This is a genomic window from Halomarina litorea (genome assembly GCF_024227715.1).
GTDB classification, from domain to species: Archaea; Halobacteriota; Halobacteria; order Halobacteriales; family Haloarculaceae; genus Halomarina; species Halomarina litorea.
Genome location: NZ_CP100448.1, coordinates 2,833,999 through 2,853,616 on the forward strand (window position 1 = coordinate 2,833,999; position 19,618 = coordinate 2,853,616).

19 protein-coding genes are annotated in these 19,618 nt (G+C 70.7%); 9 read left to right on the forward strand and 10 right to left on the reverse strand.

The window, feature by feature from the left end; genetic code table 11:
- Positions 1 to 8: 8 nt before the first annotated feature.
- Both ftsY and NKG96_RS15640 read left to right on the forward strand, forming a co-directional pair.
- Positions 9 to 1,244, forward strand: a complete 1,236-nt coding sequence (gene ftsY / locus NKG96_RS15635) for a signal recognition particle-docking protein FtsY (RefSeq protein ID WP_254536101.1) — start codon at positions 9 to 11, stop codon at positions 1,242 to 1,244.
- Between the two features lie 113 nt (positions 1,245 to 1,357).
- Entirely contained in the window at positions 1,358 to 1,681 is a 324-nt protein-coding gene (locus NKG96_RS15640) for a DUF5789 family protein (protein WP_254536102.1), read from the forward strand.
- Positions 1,682 to 1,692: 11 nt separating this feature from the next.
- Here NKG96_RS15640 and NKG96_RS15645 read toward each other — a convergent pair whose 3' ends face one another.
- From NKG96_RS15645 to NKG96_RS15660, 4 genes are all read right to left on the reverse strand, one after another.
- Positions 1,693 to 1,884, reverse strand: a complete 192-nt coding sequence (locus tag NKG96_RS15645) for a hypothetical protein (RefSeq protein ID WP_254536103.1) — start codon at positions 1,882 to 1,884, stop codon at positions 1,693 to 1,695.
- Positions 1,885 to 1,938: 54 nt separating this feature from the next.
- A complete protein-coding gene (locus tag NKG96_RS15650; RefSeq protein WP_254536104.1) occupies positions 1,939 to 2,175 on the reverse strand; it encodes a hypothetical protein in 237 nt (78 codons plus the stop codon).
- A 72-nt stretch (positions 2,176 to 2,247) separates the two neighbouring features.
- Positions 2,248 to 2,835, reverse strand: coding sequence for a class I SAM-dependent methyltransferase (locus NKG96_RS15655; RefSeq protein ID WP_254536105.1), 588 nt, complete (start codon positions 2,833 to 2,835; stop codon positions 2,248 to 2,250).
- Positions 2,836 to 2,886: 51 nt separating this feature from the next.
- Positions 2,887 to 4,974: a S9 family peptidase gene (locus NKG96_RS15660; protein WP_254536106.1), complete on the reverse strand. Its 2,088-nt coding sequence runs from the start codon at positions 4,972 to 4,974 to the stop codon at positions 2,887 to 2,889.
- A 96-nt stretch (positions 4,975 to 5,070) separates the two neighbouring features.
- Here NKG96_RS15660 and NKG96_RS15665 point away from each other — a divergent pair, with 96 nt between their 5' ends.
- The 3 genes from NKG96_RS15665 to NKG96_RS15675 all read left to right on the forward strand — a co-directional run bounded on the left by NKG96_RS15665 (position 5,071) and on the right by NKG96_RS15675 (position 9,963).
- On the forward strand, positions 5,071 to 6,960 hold the full coding sequence (locus NKG96_RS15665; RefSeq protein ID WP_254536107.1) for a bacterio-opsin activator domain-containing protein: 1,890 nt from the start codon (positions 5,071 to 5,073) through the stop codon (positions 6,958 to 6,960).
- A 70-nt stretch (positions 6,961 to 7,030) separates the two neighbouring features.
- Positions 7,031 to 8,479 (forward strand): S8 family serine peptidase, encoded by a 1,449-nt coding sequence (locus NKG96_RS15670; protein WP_254536108.1) that lies wholly within the window; start codon positions 7,031 to 7,033, stop codon positions 8,477 to 8,479.
- Positions 8,480 to 8,565: 86 nt separating this feature from the next.
- Positions 8,566 to 9,963 (forward strand): signal recognition particle protein Srp54, encoded by a 1,398-nt coding sequence (locus NKG96_RS15675; protein WP_254536109.1) that lies wholly within the window; start codon positions 8,566 to 8,568, stop codon positions 9,961 to 9,963.
- A 46-nt stretch (positions 9,964 to 10,009) separates the two neighbouring features.
- On the opposite strand, the gene NKG96_RS15680 is transcribed toward NKG96_RS15675, so the two are convergent.
- On the reverse strand, positions 10,010 to 11,647 hold the full coding sequence (locus NKG96_RS15680; RefSeq protein ID WP_254536110.1) for an acetate--CoA ligase: 1,638 nt from the start codon (positions 11,645 to 11,647) through the stop codon (positions 10,010 to 10,012).
- A 119-nt stretch (positions 11,648 to 11,766) separates the two neighbouring features.
- On the opposite strand from NKG96_RS15680, the gene NKG96_RS15685 reads away from it, so the two are divergent.
- Together NKG96_RS15685 and NKG96_RS15690 are read left to right on the forward strand one after the other, a co-directional pair.
- A complete protein-coding gene (locus NKG96_RS15685) occupies positions 11,767 to 12,342 on the forward strand; it encodes a magnesium transporter (protein ID WP_254536111.1) in 576 nt (191 codons plus the stop codon).
- Entirely contained in the window at positions 12,339 to 12,893 is a 555-nt protein-coding gene (locus tag NKG96_RS15690) for a magnesium transporter (protein ID WP_254536112.1), read from the forward strand. The genes NKG96_RS15685 and NKG96_RS15690 overlap by 4 nt, the downstream gene beginning before the upstream one ends.
- 4 nt (positions 12,894 to 12,897) lie before the next feature.
- On the opposite strand, the gene NKG96_RS15695 is transcribed toward NKG96_RS15690, so the two are convergent.
- The 3 genes from NKG96_RS15695 to NKG96_RS15705 form a co-directional block, all read right to left on the reverse strand.
- Entirely contained in the window at positions 12,898 to 13,746 is an 849-nt protein-coding gene (locus tag NKG96_RS15695; RefSeq protein WP_254536113.1) for a YihY/virulence factor BrkB family protein, read from the reverse strand.
- Positions 13,747 to 13,796: 50 nt separating this feature from the next.
- On the reverse strand, positions 13,797 to 14,138 hold the full coding sequence (locus NKG96_RS15700) for a four-helix bundle copper-binding protein (RefSeq protein ID WP_254536114.1): 342 nt from the start codon (positions 14,136 to 14,138) through the stop codon (positions 13,797 to 13,799).
- A gap of 416 nt (positions 14,139 to 14,554) precedes the next feature.
- Entirely contained in the window at positions 14,555 to 15,163 is a 609-nt protein-coding gene (locus NKG96_RS15705; protein WP_254536115.1) for a metal-dependent hydrolase, read from the reverse strand.
- Between the two features lie 92 nt (positions 15,164 to 15,255).
- On the opposite strand from NKG96_RS15705, the gene NKG96_RS15710 reads away from it, so the two are divergent.
- A complete protein-coding gene (locus tag NKG96_RS15710; RefSeq protein WP_254536116.1) occupies positions 15,256 to 15,900 on the forward strand; it encodes a DUF2238 domain-containing protein in 645 nt (214 codons plus the stop codon).
- Positions 15,901 to 15,905: 5 nt separating this feature from the next.
- On the opposite strand, the gene NKG96_RS15715 is transcribed toward NKG96_RS15710, so the two are convergent.
- Positions 15,906 to 16,856, reverse strand: coding sequence for a CBS domain-containing protein (locus NKG96_RS15715; protein WP_254536117.1), 951 nt, complete (start codon positions 16,854 to 16,856; stop codon positions 15,906 to 15,908).
- A 75-nt stretch (positions 16,857 to 16,931) separates the two neighbouring features.
- Here NKG96_RS15715 and NKG96_RS15720 point away from each other — a divergent pair, with 75 nt between their 5' ends.
- A complete protein-coding gene (locus tag NKG96_RS15720; RefSeq protein WP_254536118.1) occupies positions 16,932 to 17,978 on the forward strand; it encodes a molybdopterin-dependent oxidoreductase in 1,047 nt (348 codons plus the stop codon).
- Between the two features lie 25 nt (positions 17,979 to 18,003).
- On the opposite strand, the gene NKG96_RS15725 is transcribed toward NKG96_RS15720, so the two are convergent.
- Positions 18,004 to 19,548, reverse strand: coding sequence for an FAD-dependent oxidoreductase (locus NKG96_RS15725; RefSeq protein ID WP_254536119.1), 1,545 nt, complete (start codon positions 19,546 to 19,548; stop codon positions 18,004 to 18,006).
- Positions 19,549 to 19,618 lie beyond the last annotated feature (70 nt).

Here is a 19,618-nt window from a genome sequence, read left to right on the forward strand (position 1 = left end):
GACCCACCATGTTCGACGGACTGAAGGAGAAGCTGGGGCGGTTCAGAGAGGACGCCGAGGAGGCCGCGGAGCAGGCCGCCGAGGAGGAGGCACAGGCCGCGGCCGAAGCGGACGCGGAGGCCGCCGCCGAGGAACCGACCGAGGACGGGCCCCCCGAGTCGGCGGCCGGCGCCGAACCGGCGGAGACGGCCGAGTCGCCCGAGTCCGTCGAGGCGGACGAGGCGGTCGACCCCGAACCGGCGTCGGACCGCGACCCGACGCCGGAACCCGCCGCCGACGAGGTGGACGACGACGATGACGATGACGAGGACGGGGACGACTTCACGCCGAGTTTCGGCCAGCGCGCGAAGGCGTTCGCCACCGGCGGCGTCATCATCCGTCCCGAACACCTCGACGAACCGCTCGAACAACTGGAACTCGCGCTCCTGTCGAGCGACGTGGAGATGACCGTCGCACAGGAGATCCTCCAGAACATCCGCGAGCGCGTCGAGGGGACCACCCGCGCACAGGTCCAGTCGACGGGGCAGGTCGTCGAGAACGCGCTCCGGGAGGCGCTGGTCGACGTCATCAGCGTCGGGCAGTTCGACTTCGAGGCGCGCGTGCGCGACGCCGACAAGCCGATGGTCATCATCTTCACCGGCGTCAACGGCGTCGGCAAGACGACGACCATCGCGAAGCTCTCGCGGTACTTCGAGGACCAGGGCATCTCGACGGTGCTCGCCAACGGCGACACCTACCGCGCGGGGGCCAACGAGCAACTGCGCGAACACGCCGAGGCGCTCGGCAAGAAGATCATCACCCACGAACAGGGCGGCGATCCCGCGGCCGTCGTCTACGACGCCGTGGAGTACGCCCGCGCACACGACGTGGACGTGGTGCTCGGCGACACGGCCGGTCGCCTACACACCTCCAACGACCTGATGAGCCAGCTAGAGAAGATCGACCGCGTCGTCGACCCCGACATGACGCTGTTCGTCGACGAGGCGGTGGCGGGACAGGACGCGACCCAGCGCGCCCGCCAGTTCAACGAGGCCGCCGCCATCGACGGCGCGGTGCTCACGAAGGCAGACGCCGACTCGCAGGGCGGCGCGGCCATCTCCATCGCCCACGTCACCGGGAAGCCCATCCTCTTTCTCGGGACCGGGCAGGGCTACGAGGACATCGAGCGCTTCGACCCCGACCGCATCGTCGACCGCCTGCTGGGCGGCGACGAGGACGCGGCACCCGGCGAGGCGACGGCCTGACACAGTACGTCGCCGCCTCGCCGTTCGACGTCCCCGTCCACTTCCCTTTCCGAGTAGTCACGACGCCCGGCAACAACGCATTTGTGCGGCCAGCCCCCTGACTATCACGAACGATGATGGAGGACGATTCGCCGCCCGACCGCGACCGTGGCATCGACTTCGCCGGACTGGGCGAGGCGCTCGCCGCCCACGACTACCCGACGACGCTGTCGGACCTCGTGGCGGCCCACGGCGACCACACGATTCGCCTGCAGAACGGGTCGCGGACCTTCCGTGAGGTGGTGGGCGACCACACCGACCGGCAGTGCGAGTCGCCGGAGGACGCCCGGCGGACGGTGCTCACGCTGGTGGACGAGTCCGCCGTGGGGAGAAAGGGGTACTCGGACCGCGACCCGCCGGGGCCGGGTGACTCGGAGCGGGACGAACAGTCGTTCTGAGTCGGGGGACGCTACTCCTCAATTTCCGCGAGGACGCGGTCGAAGCAGTCTGCACAGAGGTTTCCGCTCACCGTCTCGCCCTCCTCGTCGCGGAGGCGGTCGGCGAGGACGAACGCGCGGCGGTCGTCCTCCACGGCAGCGCCACATCGTGCGCACGATTCCGTCGGGACGTACCGAAGCACGTCGGGGCCTCCGTTCGACATATCCCCGCTTACGAGGTCACGACGTTTCAGTCCGGTGGCCGCGCCCCCGACAGGTCAGAAGACGGCCGGGCGCTCCTCGCCGGCGTGGAAGTACGCCACGCGTTCGTCCTCGCCGACCTGCCGGTCCCGTTCGACGTCGTAGCCCGCCGTACAGCGCCGTCGATAGCGCCCGAAGTAGTCCAGCGGCGACCCCGCGAAGAGGTCACCCCACCGGAGGCCGCGTTCGACGACGACCCGTTCGGCGTACGACTCCCCGCAGACCGGGCAGTCGTCGGATTGCTGTGCGCTCACGGACCGATTAGCGGGTCGCGCCACTTTACCGTGACGTGTGCTACCACGATACAGTTCCCGGCCGCAGTCGAGTCACTCGCGTTCGAAGACGATCCCGTAGTGGTGCGGGGGGAGGTCGACCGTCTCCTCGGCGCTGAACCCGGCCGGTTCGACCGCGTCGGCCGTCTCCTCGGGGGACATCCGGAGGCCCGTCGGCGGCCCCCGCGGTTCGCCGAGGGCCGGCGTCTCCTCGGGCGGTCGGTCGTGCCAGTTGACGACGGCGAACCGGCCGCCGGGGAGGAGCGTCTCGTGGACGCGCCGGGCGAGGTCCGTCCGGTCGGGGACGCCGTGGAACGTGTTCGCCACGAGCGCACCTTCGACCCGTTCGGGCAGGCAGTCGGGGAGGGTGCGCGCGTCCGCCTCGACGGCGTGGACGGTCACTCCCGCCGCCTCGGCCGACTTCGTCAGGGACGCGAGGAGGTCGGGATCGAGGTCGAGACCGTACACCGGTCCGTCGACGAGGCCGGCGGCCGGCACCGTGAAGTGACCGTTCCCGCAGGCCACGTCGAGGAGGGAGTCACAGCGGCCGACGCCGAGGCGTTCGAGCGTCCCCGCCGGGTCCGGCCAGAGTGCCTCCCACCAGTCGCGGTCCGGGTGGCCCGTGTTCTGGAAGTCGCTCATCGTGCGTCGTTCACCGGGCGACCGAATGGGGCTTTCGGGCGGCCGTCGCGACTACTCGTCCCCGTCCTCGTCGTCCGCGTCCCCCGCGTCCCTCGCGTCGTCCTCGCCCACGCTCAGGCCGTCGTCGCCCCGGTCCAGCGCTCGGGGGACGTCGTGGTGGTCGGAGTAGCCGTCGAACCAGCGAATCGTGCGCTCTAACCTGTCTACGACGTGCGCCGGTTCGCCCGACCGGGAGAGTTCGTGGCCCTCGCGGGGGTAGCGCACGAGGCGGGTGTCGACGCCCTGCTTTCTGAGGAAGAGGTAGAGCATCTCGCCGTTGTTGACGGGCACGCGGAAGTCCTCGTCGGCGTGCATCACCAGGGTGGGGGTGGTGACGTCCTCGACGTAGGCGACGGGCGAGTGCTCCCAGAGGAACTCGGGGTCCTCCCACGGCGTCGTCCCGAAGTCCATCTCGACGAGTTTGAACGCGTCCGTCGACCCGTAGAACGACGAGAGGTCGTAGACGCCCCGCTGGGCCACCGCGCCCGCGAACCGGTCGGTGTGGCCGACCAGCCACGCCGTCATGTAGCCGCCGAACGAGCCCCCGGTGACGAACTGGTTCTCCTCGTCGACGTACTCCCGCCCGGCCACGAGGTCCGCGCCCGCGAGGACGTCCGTCGCGGTCACGTCGCCCCAGTCGCGTTCGATGGCCATCGCGTGGTCCTCGCCGTAGCCCGTCGACCCGCGCGGGTTACACCAGAAGACGACGTAGCCGCGCGCCGCCAGCAACTGGAACTCGTGCCACATCGTCCCCGACGTGCTCCACATGACGTGCGGGCCGCCGTGTATCTCGACGGCGAGGGGGTACTGCTCGTCGTCGCCCTCGTCGAAGTCCGGGGGTGTCAGCACCCACCCCTGAATCTCGGTTCCTCCCTCACCGGACTGCGTCCGGTTGCTCGACGAGCTCTGCTCGTCGTAGGACTCGAACCACACCTCCTCCGGTTCGCCGACGTGGCGGTCGCCGAGGAGGTCGGCGTTGACCGCGGTGAGTCGCGTCACCTCCCCGTTCTCGGCGAAGAACACGTCGCCGGGGTGGTCCCACTCGCTCCGGATGAACGCGACGCGACTCTCGCGGACCGAGAGGCCGGAGAGTTCACCGCCCCCGACGACGCGTTCGGGGGAAGCGTCGAGACCGGCCCGCCGGAGGACCACCTCTCCCTCGTCGGGCGTGAGGAAGTACAGCGACCGGCCGTCCCACCGGAAGCCGCCGGGGACGACGGTCCGGTCGAGGTCGGCGGTGAGCACCGTCTCGTCGCCCGTCCCCCGGTCGAGGGCGACGAGGTCCGTCTGGCGCATCGCGGCCTTCTCCTCGAGGGTGCGGGGGTAGGCCAGCAGGCCGTCCCCGGTGGCGGCGAGGCCGCCGATCCAGCCCGTCGTCTCTGCCACCGTCTCGGCCTCGCCGGATTCGAGCGAGAGGGCGTCGACGTCGTAGCGGATGGTGTCGTCGGGTTCCGGGTCGCGGTTGACGGCGTAGTAGAGCGTCTCCCCGTCGCCGAACTCAGGGACGAGGAAGTCCCGGTCGCCGTCGGTGTGGCGGGTCACCTCGTCCGCCTCGCCCCCGAGCGAGACGGTGTAGACGTGACTGCGCGTGCCGTCGAGGTAGGCCGCCCCCGCGCGGTACACCATCCGGTCGACGACGCGCGGGTCGGGCGTCTCGCGTTCGTACTCCTCGTCGCCCTCGGTGTCGAGGCCCTCCTCGCGTTCGGCTTCGGTGGTGCGCTGACAGAAGGCGATTCGGTCGCCGTCGGGCGACCAGACGAGGTTCGAGACGCCGCCGACCACGTCCGTCACCTGCCGTGCCTCGCCGCCGTCGGTGGGCAGGACCCACAGTTGCGGGGCGTCCGCGTCCCCGCGGACGCTGGTGAACGCGAGGCGGTCGCCGGAGGGACTCCAGCGCGGTTCGGCGTCGCGCCCCTCGCGTGCCGTGAACGAGCGGGCCTCGCCCTCCCCGTCGGCGTCGACGACGTAGACGGTGGACTCGTACTCCTCGTCGCCGTCGGGGACCGTCCGGACGAAGGCGACGCGGGTGCCGTCCGGGGAGAGCCGTGGGTCGCTCACCTTCGCGACGTCGTGGAAGTCGGACGCGTCGATGGACTGCATACCCGTACCCCGGAGACGTGCCGACGTAGCTCTGTGCATCGGGCGGGCGACACGGCGATGCGGAAGCCTCAAGCGAGTGGCCAGAGACTCGGAACCATGACCGACTCGGTTCGTGCCCTGGTCCGCGGACCAGTCGCAGACGCGCTCTGGGACCTGCTCGAACGGGAACACGGCGTTCGCCTGACGACGGAACCGGACGACCCGGTCGACTGCGTCGTCGCGTCCGCACCGGTGGCGACGGGCGATCCGACCCAGTTCGAGGACGTCCCCCTGATCGTCCTCCACGAGGACGGACGGGCGGCCGCGGCGGCCCTCGACGCCGGTGCGGACCGCTGTGTCCACCTGAGCGGGGACCACGAGGCGGACGCGGCGCACCTCGCCGCCACCGTCCGTCACGAACTGGAGACGGACGCCGCGCGCAGCGAGTACGAGAGCCTCCTGCAGGAGTCACTCGACGCCCTCGCGGACGTCTTCTTCCTGTTCGACACGGAGATGCGCTTTCTCGCGTGGAACGAGACGCTCACCGAGGTGACGGGCTACACCGACGAGGAGGTGGCCAGCATGGAGCCACTGGAGTTCATCGCCGACGAGGACACCGAACCCATCATGACGGCCATCGCCCGGGCACTCGAGGAGGGGCGGGCGACGGAGACGGCGTTCCTCGAGACCAGCGACGGCCAGCGCATCCGCTACGAGTTCACGGGCACGGCGCTGACGGACGACGACGGCGAACTGCTCGGCATCTGTGGCATCGGTCGCGACATCACCGAGCGCCACCACCGCGAGCAGAAACTCGAACGGCAGGCCGAGCGACTGCGGACGCTCAACCGCATCAACGAGGTCATCCGCAACGTGAACCGCGACCTCGTCCGCGCCTCGACGCGAGAGGAGATCGAGCGGGCCGTCGTCGAACGACTGGGCGGCGAGGAGCCCTACCGCTTCGCGTGGCTGGGCGAGTACGACACGACCACGGGTCGCGTCGTCCCGCGGGTCAGCGCCGGGGCCGGGGAGGCCTACCTCGACGCCCGCGAGGAGTTGACCTTCGAAGACGGTGACACGACCGCCGAGACGGCACTGGAGACGCGCGAGGTTCAGATCGCGGAGTACATCGCGGACCGGCCGGGGGTCGACGCCTGGCGGGAGGCGGCGCTGGAGGCGGGCTACGAGTCGGCGGCGGCCATTCCCCTCGTTTACCGCGACGTGACCTACGGCGTCGTCTGCGCCTACGCCCCCCGCGAGGACGCCTTCGACCAGACGGAGCGGGACGTCCTGCGGGAACTCGGGGAGACCATCGCCTACGCCATCAGCGCGGCCGAGCGACGCCGGGCGCTTCTCGCGGACACCGTCGTCGAACTGGAGTTCCGCCTGAACGACCGGTCGCAGTTCCCCGTCGCCGCGTCGCTGGCGGGCGCGACCGTCGAGTTCACGGGGGCCGTTCCCGGCGACGACGGCGGCCTCATCCGGTTCTATCGGGTCGAGGGGACCGCCCCGTCGACCGTCCTCGAGGAGACCGAGGTGGACGGAACCGTCGTCAGGGAGTCGGGGGACGCCGGCGTCGTCCGCGTCTCGGCCGACGAGGGACTGGGCGAGGTGCTGGCGGACTTCGGTGGGGCCATCCGCTCCGTCGAGGCCGACGACGGCGAGGCCCGCGTCCGCGCCACGTTCCCGCCGGGGACGGACGTTCGACGGGTCGTCGAGGTCGTCCAGGACTTCTCGACGGGGGCGGAACTCGTCGCGCGCCGCGAACGCGAACGCGCCGACGCCGGTCGGAACGGGCACGACGCCACCCAGGCGCTGACCGACCGCCAGCGGACCGTGCTGACGACGGCGTACCTCTCGGGGTTCTTCGACGCCCCGCGGGCGAATACGGGCGCGGACATCGCCGAGATGCTCGACATCTCGACGCCGACGTTCCACGAGCACATCAGAATCGCCGAGCGGAAACTCGTCGAGGCGTTCCTCGATCCCCGACCTGACGCGGAGTGAGACGGTCACCCACACCCGAACAGTGAGGGGGGAGTTTTAATTCAATATGTTCAAGAGCTATAATTAACCCATGGAGGGACATCACACGGAAGACGGTGACACGGGGGGACAGTCGCGCCGTTCTGTGCTGAAGACGACGGGCGCACTCGGCGTGGGGGCGCTCCTGCCCGCCGCGACGGGCACGGCGAGCGCGGACGACGACGGTCTCGGCGTCGTCGGCGACCTCCTCGACACGGCGACGGACGCCACACAGGAGACGCTCGTGGTCTTCGAGTCGAACGGGGCAGTGAGCGAACTCGGCGAACTCGACCTCGCGGAGGGCTACCTCGCCTTCGAGGTGCTCCCGGTCGGCTACGCGCTCCTGACCGGCCCGCAGGTCGAGGAGGTGGCCTCGTGGGACTCGGTGCGCTACGTCGAGAAGAACCGCGACCTCGACTGGCACAACGACGACGCACAGGAGGTCACGAAGGTCTCACAGGTCCAGTCGAACCTCGGGTACACCGGCTCCGCGGCACACACCGCCGTCGTCGACTCGGGTGTGGACGGCGACCACCCGGACCTCGGCGCGGTGGCGAACAACTACCAGTGGGCCGGCAACCCGCTCGGGGAACCCACGCTGTGGCTCCCCGTCGGCGGCCTCGACTCGGACGAAATCGGCCACGGCACCCACTGCTCCGGCACCATCGCCGGCGATGGCACCGCGAGCGACGGCCAGTACGAGGGGATGGCCCCCGACGCCACCCTCACCGTCTACTCCTCGGGGGCGGCCATCTCCATCCTGAAGGCCGCCGCCGCGTTCGACCACCTCCTCGCGAACCACGCCGACGACGTGCAGGTCGTCTCGAACTCCTACGGCTCCGCGAGCGCGGACGACTACAACCCCGACGGGACGCTCCAGACGGCGACGTGGGAGACGTTCGAGGCGGACGTCCTGCCCGTCTTCTCGGCCGGGAACAGCGGTCCCGGCACCGACACGCTCAACGACTACGCGAAGGCCCCGCACGTGCTCTCGGTCGCCGCGACGAAGGACGACAGGACCGTGACGGACTTCTCCTCGCGCGGCCGCGCCGCCTCGACGGGCGCAAACTACGACCGGAAGACGGCGCTCGACAACCTCCGGGCGTACTACGACTCCGGGAGCACCTCGGGTCCCGTCGGCCTCTACCGCAACGGCGTCGGCGCGCCCGGCAACGCCGTGATGAGCACGATGTCGCCCGCCGACCCGCTACAGGATGGCGACACGAACCTCTACTATGCCGCCATCTCGGGCACGTCGATGTCCTGCCCGGTCACCAGCGGGTCGGCCACGCTGGTCGTCGACGCCTACACGCAGACACAGGGGAGCGAACCGGCCCCCATCGACGTGCTCAACACCGTCGAGGCGACGGCCTACGAGGCCCACGAGGGCTACACCCCCGCGAACGTGGGTGCCGGCTTCGTCGACGCGCTGGCGGCCGTGACCCGCGCCGAGAACGGCAACCTCGCCGGCTTCGGCGACGTGACCCTGACCCAGCCGTAGCGCCGTCCGGCACCCCCGACGGGGAGACTGGGCGGGGAGACACCGTGAGCAAAGCCTTTACCGACTCCATTGCGTAGCCCCCGCCAATGGTACTCGACAATCTCGGCAGTTCCCTCCGCGGCACCCTGGACAAGTTGTCCGGGAAGTCCCGCCTGAGCGAGGAGGACGTCGAGGAGGTGGTCAAGGAGATCCAGCGGTCGCTCATCCAGGCCGACGTGGACATCAGCCTCGTGATGGACCTCTCGGACTCCATCAAGCAACGCGCACTCGACGAGGACCCCCCGGCGAGTACGAGCGCGCGGGACCACGTCCTGCGCATCGTCTACGAGGAGATGGTCGCCCTCGTCGGCGACTCCACCGAACTCCCCCTCGAACCGCAGACCATCCTGCTGGCCGGTCTACAGGGGTCGGGGAAGACCACGAGCGCCGCCAAGATGGCGTGGTGGTTCTCGAAGAAGGGCCTCCGCCCCGCCGTCATCCAGACCGACACCTTCCGGCCCGGCGCCTACGAGCAGTCCCGCCAGATGTGCGAACGCGCCGAGGTGGAGTTCTACGGCGACCCCGACGAGGAGGATCCGGTCGAAATCGCCCGCGCGGGCTTCGAGGCCACCGAGGACGCCGACGTGCGCATCGTCGACACCTCCGGGCGCTCCGGTCTGAACGAGGAACTCATCGAGGAACTGAAGGAGATCGAGGGGTTCGCGAACCCCGACCGCAACCTGCTGGTCCTCGACGCGGCAATCGGGCAGGGGGCGAAAGACCAGGCCCGCGCGTTCGGCGACGCGGTGGGCATCGACGGCGTGGTCATCACCAAACTCGACGGGACGGCGAAAGGTGGGGGTGCGCTCGCCGCCGTCAACGAGACGGACTCGACCATCGCCTTCCTCGGGACGGGCGAGACCGTCTCGGACATCGAGCGCTTCGAACCGAACGGCTTCATCTCCCGGCTGCTCGGGATGGGGGACCTGAAGCAACTCGCCGAACGCGTCGAACGCGCGATGCAGGAGACGGGCGGCGAGGACGAGTGGGACCCCGAGGACATGATGAAGGGGCAGTTCACTCTGCACGACATGCGCAAGCAGATGCAGGCGATGAACAACATGGGGCCCCTCGATCAGGTCCTCGACATGATTCCGGGCATCGGCGGCGGCCTGATGGACCAGTTGCCCGACGACGCGATGGACGTCACGCAGGGCCGGATGCGCGACTTCGAGGTGGTGATGGACTCGATGACCGAAGAGGAGTTGCAGAACCCGAAGGTCGTCGGCAAGACGCGCGTCGAACGAATCGCCCGCGGGTCCGGCAAACCCGAGGAGCGCGTCCGCGAACTGCTCGAACAGCACAAGATGATGGAGCGGATGTTGAAGCAGTTCCAGGGGATGGGCGACGGCGACATGCAGCGCATGATGAAACGCATGGAACAGCAAGGCGGCGGTGGCGGGGGCGGGGGGATGGGTGGCATGGGCGGCGGCCCATTCGGGTAGTCCACCCGCCACTCTCCCGACAGCGACTTCGCTCGTTTCGACCGTTCTAGTCGTTCTCTCCCTCCAGAAGCCGGTACCGCTGGACCTTCCCGGTCGCCGTCGTCGGGAGTTCCGCGAGGAACTCGACCTCGCGGGGGTAGGCGTGTCGGGCCAGTCGCTCCTTGACGTGTGACTGCAGGTCAGAGGCGGCCCGATCGGGGTCCTCGTGCCGGTCGGTCGGGACGACGAACGCCTTCACTCGCTGGCCGCGCTGGTCGTCCGGGACGCCGACGACGGCCGCCTCCGCGACGAGGGGGTGTTCCATGAGGCTGCTCTCCACCTCGAAGGGGCCGATTCGGTAGCCAGAGGAGATGATGACGTCGTCGCTGCGCCCCTCGTACCAGTAGTAGCCGTCCTCGTCGCGCCGGGCGAGGTCGTCGGTCAGCAACCATCCGTCGTGGAACGTCTCCTCGCGCTTCCCGGGGAGCCGCCAGTAGTCGCTCATCAGCACCCAGTCACGGGGTTTCACCACCACCTCGCCGATTTCGTCCGTCCCGACCGGTTCCCGCGTCTCGGGGTCGAGGAGGTCCACCGTGTAGCCCGGACACGGACGGCCCATCGACCCCGGCCTGACGTCCACGTCGAGGCCGGCGTAGTTGTTGACGACCATCCCCGCCTCGGTGAGGCCGTACGTGTCGTGGATGGGCAGTCCGAGGTGGGACTCGAACCAGTTGTACACCTCCGGGTTCAGCGGTTCGCCGGCGCTGCTCAGCACCCGGAGGTCCTCGAAGGAGTGTCCGTCGAGGACCTCCTCCCCGGCGGCCATGATGCCGCGGTAGGCGCTCGGTGCGGCCCCGAGGACGGTGATTCCGTGTTCGTCGAGGACATCGACCCAGTGGGCCGCGTCGAACTGCCCGCCGTGGAGGACGCGCGTCGCACCGAGCATCATCGGGGCGAATCCGGTGGTGAACAGTCCGTAGGACCAACTCGGGTCCGCCGCACCCCAGACGACGTCGTCCGGCCCGACGTCCAGCGCGTACTTCGAGTGCGGGTAGAGGACCGGGAGTGCCCGGTGCGGGAGGACGACCCCCTTCGGGTCGCCCGTCGTCCCGGAGGTGTACTGCATCGTGGCGGGGTCGTCCATCGCGGTTCGAACGACGTCGAAGTCCATGGATTGCTCCTCGACGAGCGTGTCGTACGCGTGGTCGGTCGCCGGGTCCTCGCCGACGCCGACCGTCACGAGGCTCTCGGGGGCGTCGACGGCCGCGACGGTGTCCGTGTGGTCGGCGTGGACGACGAGCAGTTCCGGGTCGCAGTCGGTGAGACGGAACTCGACCGCCCGGTCCTCGAAGGCGGTGAACAGGGGGACGTGCATCGCCCCCGTCTTCCAGATGCCGAGCACCGTGACGATGGTCTCCGGTATCTTCGGGAGCAGTGTCGCCACCCGGTCGCCCCGTTCGACGCCGAGGTCGGTCAGCGCGTTCGCGACCCGGTTCGAGGCGTCGCGCAGGTTGGCGAAGGTGTACTCCGTCGCCTCGCCGTCCTCGGACACCCAGACGAACCCGAGGTCACCCGACCCGGCGTGCCGGTCGCAGGCCTCGTGGGAGATGTTCAGTTCGTCGGGAGCGTCCCAGTCGAACGTGTCGAGGACCGCCTCCCAGTCGAACGCCTCGAACACCGCCTCGTAGTCGTCCGTCGGCGACATGGCTACGGCGTCGTTCGGTAGCACGTGACATAAACACGCCCCTGACAGCGTCGCCACCCCCCGAACCGTCCCGCCCCCGCCGACCGGTTTTATCAGTCCGGCCCGCTTTCTCCCGCCCGATGACCGTCCGCGAGGTGGCCCGCGACGCCTACCGCGAGGGAGTGCCGGCGCTGCTCGGCAGCGCGGTCGGCGGCCTGCTCGCGGGGGTGGTCCTCAGCGGGATGCGCGCGGAGTTCGAAGCCGTCCCCGGTCTGTTGGTTCTCGTCCCGGCACTGCTCGCGACCCGCGGGAACGTCTACGGTTCCCTCGGCGCGCGGGTCGCCACCGCACTCCATCAGGGTATCATCGAGCCCTCGCTGCGCGAACGCGACGAACGCCTCGGAGCGGCCGTCGCCGCCGCCATCGGGAACGGACTGCTGGCGAGCGCCTTCGCCGCCGTCCTGGCGTTCCTCGCCCTGCGGGTCCTCGGCGGGAACCCAGCGCCGCTGTGGATGTTGGTGAGCATCGCGCTGGTGGCCGGCGTCCTCTCGGGAGTCGTCCTCTCGTTCGTGGTACTGGCCGTCGTCTTCGCGGGCTACCGCCACGGCTACAACCCCGACACGCTCGTCGGGCCCGTCGTCACGACCGCGGGTGACGTCTTCGGCGTCGCGTTCCTCCTGCTCGCCGTCCGCGTCGTCCTCGGGGTGGCCGGATGACGACCGACTGGACGGTCCGCGCCATCACTCGCGCGACCCTCCCGGTCCTGCTCGCGCTCACGCTCGTCGAACTCCTGAGCGGGCTGGTCCTCGGGCGCTTCGAGGCGACCCTCCTCCAGTATCCGACCCTGCTCGTCCTCGTCCCCGTCACCATCGGGACCGCCGGGAACCTCGGGAGCGTCCTCGCCTCGCGGCTCTCCTCGGCGTTCCACCTCGGGACGCTCGAGTTCGGTGCCGACGACACCCTGTTCGGTAACGCGCTGGCGACGGTGCTCCTCGCGCTGACGACGTTCCCGCTCATCGGCGCAGGGGGGTGGGCGCTGGCGGGGGTGACCAGCGGGACAGACCTCCCGCTCTCGACGGTGCTCGTCGTCGCGGTGAGCAGCGGCGCGGCCCTCGCGGTCCTCGCCGTCGTCGTCACGTTCGTCGCGACCTACGCGGCCTACCGACTGGAACTGGACCCCGACGACGTCGTCATCCCCGTCGTCACGAACACCTGCGACGTGCTGGGCGTGGTGGTACTGTTCGCCGTCGTGCAGGTCGTGGTCTGACCGGTCAGTCCGTCCCCACGTCCGCCTCGACGCTCTCGGGGTCGGTCGGCGGTTCCCAGATGTCGTCCACGTCGACCCGGTCCGCGAGGACGGCGTTCAGGACGGCGCCGACGAGGATGACCAGTCCCCCGAGGTAGAGCCACGTCAGAAGGAGGAGGAGGCCGCCGACGACGCCGTAGAACTGGACGCTCCGTGACATGCTCGCGTAGACGCGGATGAAGAGGCCGAGGAGGGTCCACGTCGTCGCCGCGAACACCGCCCCCGGCAGCGCCTCCCGGACGGTCACGTCCTCGCCGGGGAGGACGTAGTACAGCGGGAGGAACGCGGCGGTGAGGACGACGAGGACGACCAGCGGGACGACGACGACGAACAGCGTCCCGCCGAGCGCCGAGACGAGCGCGAGGCCGACGGCGCCGAGGATGACGATAGCGAGCGGGACGGCCACCGTCACCGTCGCGATGTCGAGTGCCTTCTGGACGAGCGAGACCTCCTCGCGGACGCCGTAGACGCGCTCGAACGCCGCATTCGTCGTCTGGAACGTCTGGACGACGCTCCACGCGAGGATGAGGAAGGCGAGGACGCCCGCGCGAGTCCGGCCCGTCGCGTTCTCCGTGAGCGAGGTGAGCGACGACTCGACGCCGCCCGCGGAGATGCCGACAAGCGCCTCGACGGCCCGCGCCGCGAGGCCGAACTGCCCGAGCAGCGAGAGGGCGATGACGGCGAACAGCGTGAGGGGGATGAGCGTGTTGAACGCGTGGTAGCCGAGACTCGCCGCGGCGACCGTCACCTGTTGCTCGCGGGCGACGGTGACGGCGGTCCGGGCGACGCTCCGTAGGTCCTTCGGCGGGTTCACGCAGGGCGTTCGACGCCGCCGAACAAAAAGGGGGGGCTCGTCGTCTCGACTCAGGCCATGGCGCGGCAGGACTCCGCGCACTTCGGGAGGACTTCCGCGCAGGTCTGGCAGTGGTCGGCGTCGTGTTGCTCGCACTCCTCGGCGCAGGCCTCGCAGGCCTCCGCACAGGCTTCCGCGAGCTGCGTGCTGTAGTTGGAGTCGCGGGCCATCAGTCGCGCGTGGAGCGACGCGATGTCCGCGACGTCGCGACAGAGGCGGATGCACTCGGCCATGTCCTCGCCCTCGCCTGCGCACTCGTCGGCGCACCACTCACACGCCTGGACGGCCTCCAGACAGTTGTCGATACACTCGCGCTGGTCCTCGCTCAGGTGGTCGAGTTGCTGTAGTGCCATTGCACGTAGAGAGAGTGCGGGAGCCGTCGTATCGTCTCGCCTTGCGTTCGGCGGGTGGCGTCCCGCGTCGGCGCGGCCGTCTCGACGGTCGAACGAACCGTCGCCTCGAATCCCGTCGTCGGGAACGACCCCGACTTCGGGTTCCAAAGGACCAGTATCGGCCCGAGCCCGCCCGACGACCCACTTCTCGCGCTCTGGCGGCCCGAGGTGGCGGTCTGTGGCGAACTGTTCCGGGAACCGCTCGCTGTCCACTTCGCATCCGTAGCAGAGGGTGGCTTGAACGGGCGCCCGGACATGCGACCGATGGACTCCGAGGGCCGGGTGCCGGGCGGGACACAGTCCTGGTCCGCGACCACTCGCTCTCGCTCGGGTTCGTCGCTTCCTCACCCGTCGACGCCCCGCTCGTCGCGGACTGCCTACCGCGCTTCCGCGAACCGCTCGGGGAGGTAGTCCGCGAGGTGGGGCGGGAGCCGTCCCGCCAGCGCCGCCCAGAGGTCGGCCAGTCGCTTCCTGAGGACGGTGTAGGCCATCGCGGCGACCAGCAGGAGCGTCACGCCGTCGTCGAGGGGGGCGCTGGTGACCGCCAGCGCGGGGAGGCCCGCGACGCCCGCGAGGAGGAGGTCCGCGGGCGCGCCGTCGTAGGGGACGAGCCGTCGAGGCGGGAGCCACCGCCCATGATAGTGGCTGTAAACGGCGCGCTCGGAGGTCGCACGCCACGGTTTCAGTTCGAGGCCCCCGCCGAGGACGTCCATCGACGCGTGCAGGCCCGCCGAGAGCAGGAAGGCGGCGAGGGCGGCGAGCGCGGGGCCGCCGACGGCGAGTGCGCCGGCCAGCGCGAGCACCCCTGCGAGCGGGCCGTAGACCGGGAAGTGGAGCGTCTTCCGGTGGCCGGCGTAGAGGTCGAGGTCCGGGACGGCCCCGCCGAGCGCGCCGGCGAGGAGGGCGAACGTGCCGGCCTCGGGCGCGAGGAGGGCGACGCAACCACCCACTACGATACCCACGAGCACGTGGGTCATCACCATCATCGAGGGTCCGTACGGGCCGGAGGGGATAAACTCGTGTCGGGTCGCCGGGGACAGGGTTTAGCCGTCGCCGGGCGTATCACTCGCGAGCGAGCATGGGCCAGTTCGTCGACCGGGCGGCGCGGTACCAGCGGGGGCTGAGTCGCCTCCTGCAGGTCGCCATCGCGGCGATGCTCGTCGCCGGCCTCCTCACGCTGAACGTGGGCGTCGTCGTCAACGCGACGGCCGCCCTGGCGGTCACCTTCCTCCCCGCCGTCCTCGCGCGGGACGACTCGCTGCGCCTCGACCCGAAGCTGACGCTGTGGGTCACGCTCGCCGTCTTCCTCCACACGCTGGGGATGTTCGGCGGCTACGAACACGTCTGGTGGTGGGACCACGTCACCCACACGCTCTCGGCGACAGTGGTCGCCGCCGTGGGCTACGCCACCGCGCGCGCCCTGGACGAGTACTCCGACGCCATCCGCTTCACGGGGGGGTTCCTCTTCGCGTTCACCCTGCTGTTCACCATCGCGCTGGGCGTCCTCTGGGAGGTCGTGGAGTTCTCGATGCGCGAACTCGGCCACCTGTTCGACCTCGAACCCGTCCTCGTCCAGTACGGACTGGAGGACACCGTCGTGGACCTCGTCTTCGACATCGTGGGGGCGATACTCGTCGCGACGTTCGGCACCCGCGAACTCTCGGACCTCGCGAACCGCCTCACCGAACGGTTCGAGCGTGACCGCGACACGCGGGTGAAGTAGCCGCGCTACCCCGTGTCGGGTGTCTCCAGTTTCTCCTCGACGCTGTAGGGCAGGTCGTCGACGAGGACGACGGCCTCGCCGTCGACGACGCGCGCGCCCTCCTCCTCGGCACCCGCCTCCACGTCGCTCACGTCGTAGACGGCGGTCACGAGGCGGAACTTCCCGCCGCCGAGGTCCTCGACCACCTCGCAGACGGCGGCGATGGTGTCGCCCACCTCGACCGGGCCGAGAAAGCGCAGGTCCTGCGAGAGGTAGATGGTGAGACCGGGGAGGCGCGCGAGGGCGGCGCTGATGGTGCCCGAGACGAGCGTCCCGTGGGCGATGCGCTTGCCGAAGCGCGTCTCGCTCGCGAACTCGCCGTCGAGGTGGAGGCGGTTCGTGTCGCCGCTGGCCTCCGCGAACGCCCGCACGTCGGCGTCCGAGAGCACCTTCCGGAACCGGATGACGTCGCCGACGGAGAGGCCGTCCTCCTCGCCCTCGTGGTGGAACTCCCAGTCGGTGTCCTCGTAGGCCGTCACGTCGGTCCCCAGTCGGGCGTAATCCGCCCGCGGGCGGCCCGCCTCGACCGACAGCGCGAACCGCGGGAGGTAGTACGCGAGGTCCGTCGTCGTGAGGATGCCGACGAGCGACCCGTCGTCGAGGACCGGGAGGCGCTTGATGTCCTCCTCGCGGAGCATCGTCGCCGCCGTCTCCAGGTCGTCGTCCGCCTCGGCGGTGGTGACCGGCGAGCGCATCACGTCGCGGACGACCGTGGCGGTCGGGTCCGCGCCGTCGGCGACCAGCCCCACGATGTCGCCCTCCGTGACGATGCCGACCGGGGCGTCGTCCTCGACGACGACGAGCGACCCGACCGTCGCATCGTGCATCCGCCGGGCCGCGGTCGCGACGGCCGTCTCCGGCGAAACGGTCTCGGCGGGCGACGTCATGGCGTCGCGTACGTGCAGGGGAACCACCATACCACACGTGACACCCTCCGGGGTAATCACCCTGCCGTCCGCGCCACCTATCGACGGGGGGCACGTAGTGGTGACGTGCGTCTCGAACTCCCCCCGCGGCTGGTCGACTGGACGCTCCTCGCGGCGGTGGGTCTCGCCCTCGTGACGGGACTCGCCAGCCTCACCGCCGGGAGCGCCCGCGAGTGGTGGCTGTTCGTCCTCCACGGGGCCGGCGCGCTCACCCTCGTCGCCCTCCTGTTCTGGAAGCTCCGCCGGGTGCGCCACCGCCTGCGCGGGCGCTCTCCCACCGTCGCGCTCTCGGCCCTGCTCGCCCTCGTGACGATGGCGGCGCTCGCCACGGGCGTCGCGTGGGTCCTCGGCGTCGGCGCGGACCGCCGGGTCGCCGGGTGGACGCTCCTCAACCTCCATATCGGCCTCGGCCTGCTCGTGGTCCCCCTGCTCGCCTACCACCTCGCCCGGCGGTACCACGCGCCCCCGCGGGCCGACTGGGAGGGCCGGCGGACCGTCCTCCAGTACGCCGCGCTGGCCGTCGGCGGGGCGCTCGTCTGGCGGGCACAGCAGGCGCTCGTCGCGGTGCTAGGAGCGGACGACCGGCGGTTCACCGGGTCGCGCCCGGAGGGCAGGTCGGGCAACCGCTTCCCGGTGACGAGCTGGGTGCTCGACGACCCGGCCCCCGTCGACCCGGCCGAGTGGCGACTCCACGTCGTCGGGCGGGTGGCCCGCCCGCTGGAACTCGGCTACGACGACATCACGGGAAGTCCCCACACCACTGAGTCGGCGCTACTGGACTGCACCAGCGGCTGGTACGTCGAACGCGACTGGCGCGGCCTCGGCGTGGGGGACCTGCTCGACGCCGCCGGGGTCGGCGAGAGCGCCCGCTGGGTGACGTTCCACTCGGTGACGGGCTACCGGTTCGGCTTCCCGGTCGAGGTGGCCCGCAGGCTCGTGCTGGCGACGCACGTCGACGGCGAGCGCCTGACCCACGGCCACGGCTTCCCGCTCCGGGTGGTCGCCCCCGACCGGCGGGGGTTCCAGTGGGTGAAGTGGGTCACCGCCGTCGAGGTGCGCGAGACGCGCGACTGGGGGCAGTGGCTCGCCATCTTCGTCAGCGGCATCGACTGAGCCGAGCGGGACGGACCGCCGGGACTCAGTCGCGGGACGCGCGCGGGTAGCGGGTCGCGAGCGCCTCGGTCGCGGGCCCGTCGATGACCTCGCCGTCGGCGTCGAACCGGGAGCCGTGACAGGGGCAGTCCCACGACCGCTCGGCGGCGTTCCAGTCGACGACGCACTTCATGTGGGGACACACGGCCGAGACGGCCCGCAGGTCGCCCGACTCGTCGCGCGAGACGGCGACGGGGCTGGTCCCCTCTCGAACGACCGTCCCCTCGCCCGGCGCGAGGCCGTCGAGCGAGCGCCGGTCGGCCGCCCGGAGCCACCCCCGGAGGAAGTGGCCGGCGCTGTCGGCGTTCTCGGTCACGAGTTCGCGCAGCGAACGCCCGGAGAGCGTCACCCGTCGGGGGCTGTAGAGGTCCGCCCAGCGGTGGTCCCGGCCGGCGACGAGTGCCGCGAGCACGCTCGCCGCGGCCGTCCCGTTGGTCATCCCCCAGCCGCCGAACCCCGTCGCGACGAAGCAGTGGTCGGTCGCCGGGCCGAGGCGACCGACGTACGGTACCCGGTCGGTGGTGACGTAGTCCTGTGTCGACCACCGGTACCTGACGTCGGTCACGTCGAAGTGCTCGCGGGCGAACGCGGCCAGCCGCCGGTAGCGCTCCGCCGCGTCCGCCTGTCCCGTCTTGTGGTTCTCGCCGCCGACGAGGAGGTACTCCTCGCCGTCGTGGCGGTGGGGACGGAGCGATCGGTAGGGGTCCGAGTGGTCGTAGTACATCCCGTCGGGCACCTCGCCGTCCACCGTGACCGCGAGGACGTACGACCGCTTGGGGTACATCCGGGCGAAGAACCCGCCACGGTCTTGGATGGGGAAGTGCGTCGCGAGGACGACGTCGTCTGCGCGGACGGTCCCCCGGTCGGTCTCGACGCGGCAGGGTACCCCGCCGTCGACGTCGGTCACCTTCGTGCGCTCGAAGACGCGCCCGCCGGCGTGGACGAACTGCTCGACGAGTGCGAGGAGGTACCGCCGCGGGTCGAACTGTGCCTGGTCGGCGAACGCGACCGCCCCCGCGGTCCGGTAGGGCAGGTCGAGTGCGTCGTCCCCGACGAACGACGCCGGGAGGCCGAGGCCGTCTGCGACCTCCGCCTCCCGCCGAACGGCCGACCGGTCGTCCCCGGATCGGGCGTAGGTGTACGCCGGGAGGCGACGGAAGCCGCAGTCGATGTCGCTCTCGGCGACCCGATCGCCGATCTCGTCGACGGCGGCCTCGTTCGCCTCGCCGTACTGTCGGGCCGCGTCGGCACCGAGCGTTCCGCGCAGGCGGTCGTAGACGAGGCCGTGCAGGGAGGTGACCTTGGCCGTCGTCCGGCCGGTCACCCCCTCGACGACCCGGTCGCGTTCGAGGAGGGTGACGTCGTAGCCGTCCTCGAGGAGTCTGAAGGCGGTCGTCACGCCGACGATGCCGCCGCCGACGACCGCGACGTCGGTCGCCTCGTCGCCCGCCATGGGCGCGTAGTCGGTCCTCGGGGCGGTCGTCGCCCAGAGGGGCGCCGTCTCCTCCGGGAGGTCGGCGTCGCCGCTCACGGGCCAGACCCTCGCGATGGGTCACGTCGGGTGCGGTGGCGTTGGTGCGTCATGAAAAACGGTGTCGTCG

Bases quoted from the DNA above. Each gene is read 5' to 3' on its own strand.
- ftsY (WP_254536101.1), top strand. From the start codon at position 9: ATGTTCGACGGACTGAAGGAGAAGCTGGGGCGGTTCAGAGAGGACGCC.
- NKG96_RS15640 (WP_254536102.1), top strand. From the start codon at position 1,358: ATGATGGAGGACGATTCGCCGCCCGACCGCGACCGTGGCATCGACTTC.
- NKG96_RS15645 (WP_254536103.1), bottom strand. From the start codon at position 1,884: ATGTCGAACGGAGGCCCCGACGTGCTTCGGTACGTCCCGACGGAATCG.
- NKG96_RS15655 (WP_254536105.1), bottom strand. From the start codon at position 2,835: ATGAGCGACTTCCAGAACACGGGCCACCCGGACCGCGACTGGTGGGAG.
- NKG96_RS15660 (WP_254536106.1), bottom strand. From the start codon at position 4,974: ATGCAGTCCATCGACGCGTCCGACTTCCACGACGTCGCGAAGGTGAGC.
- NKG96_RS15665 (WP_254536107.1), top strand. From the start codon at position 5,071: ATGACCGACTCGGTTCGTGCCCTGGTCCGCGGACCAGTCGCAGACGCG.
- NKG96_RS15670 (WP_254536108.1), top strand. From the start codon at position 7,031: ATGGAGGGACATCACACGGAAGACGGTGACACGGGGGGACAGTCGCGC.
- NKG96_RS15675 (WP_254536109.1), top strand. From the start codon at position 8,566: ATGGTACTCGACAATCTCGGCAGTTCCCTCCGCGGCACCCTGGACAAG.
- NKG96_RS15680 (WP_254536110.1), bottom strand. From the start codon at position 11,647: ATGTCGCCGACGGACGACTACGAGGCGGTGTTCGAGGCGTTCGACTGG.
- NKG96_RS15685 (WP_254536111.1), top strand. From the start codon at position 11,767: ATGACCGTCCGCGAGGTGGCCCGCGACGCCTACCGCGAGGGAGTGCCG.
- NKG96_RS15690 (WP_254536112.1), top strand. From the start codon at position 12,339: ATGACGACCGACTGGACGGTCCGCGCCATCACTCGCGCGACCCTCCCG.
- NKG96_RS15700 (WP_254536114.1), bottom strand. From the start codon at position 14,138: ATGGCACTACAGCAACTCGACCACCTGAGCGAGGACCAGCGCGAGTGT.
- NKG96_RS15705 (WP_254536115.1), bottom strand. From the start codon at position 15,163: ATGATGGTGATGACCCACGTGCTCGTGGGTATCGTAGTGGGTGGTTGC.
- NKG96_RS15710 (WP_254536116.1), top strand. From the start codon at position 15,256: ATGGGCCAGTTCGTCGACCGGGCGGCGCGGTACCAGCGGGGGCTGAGT.
- NKG96_RS15715 (WP_254536117.1), bottom strand. From the start codon at position 16,856: ATGGTGGTTCCCCTGCACGTACGCGACGCCATGACGTCGCCCGCCGAG.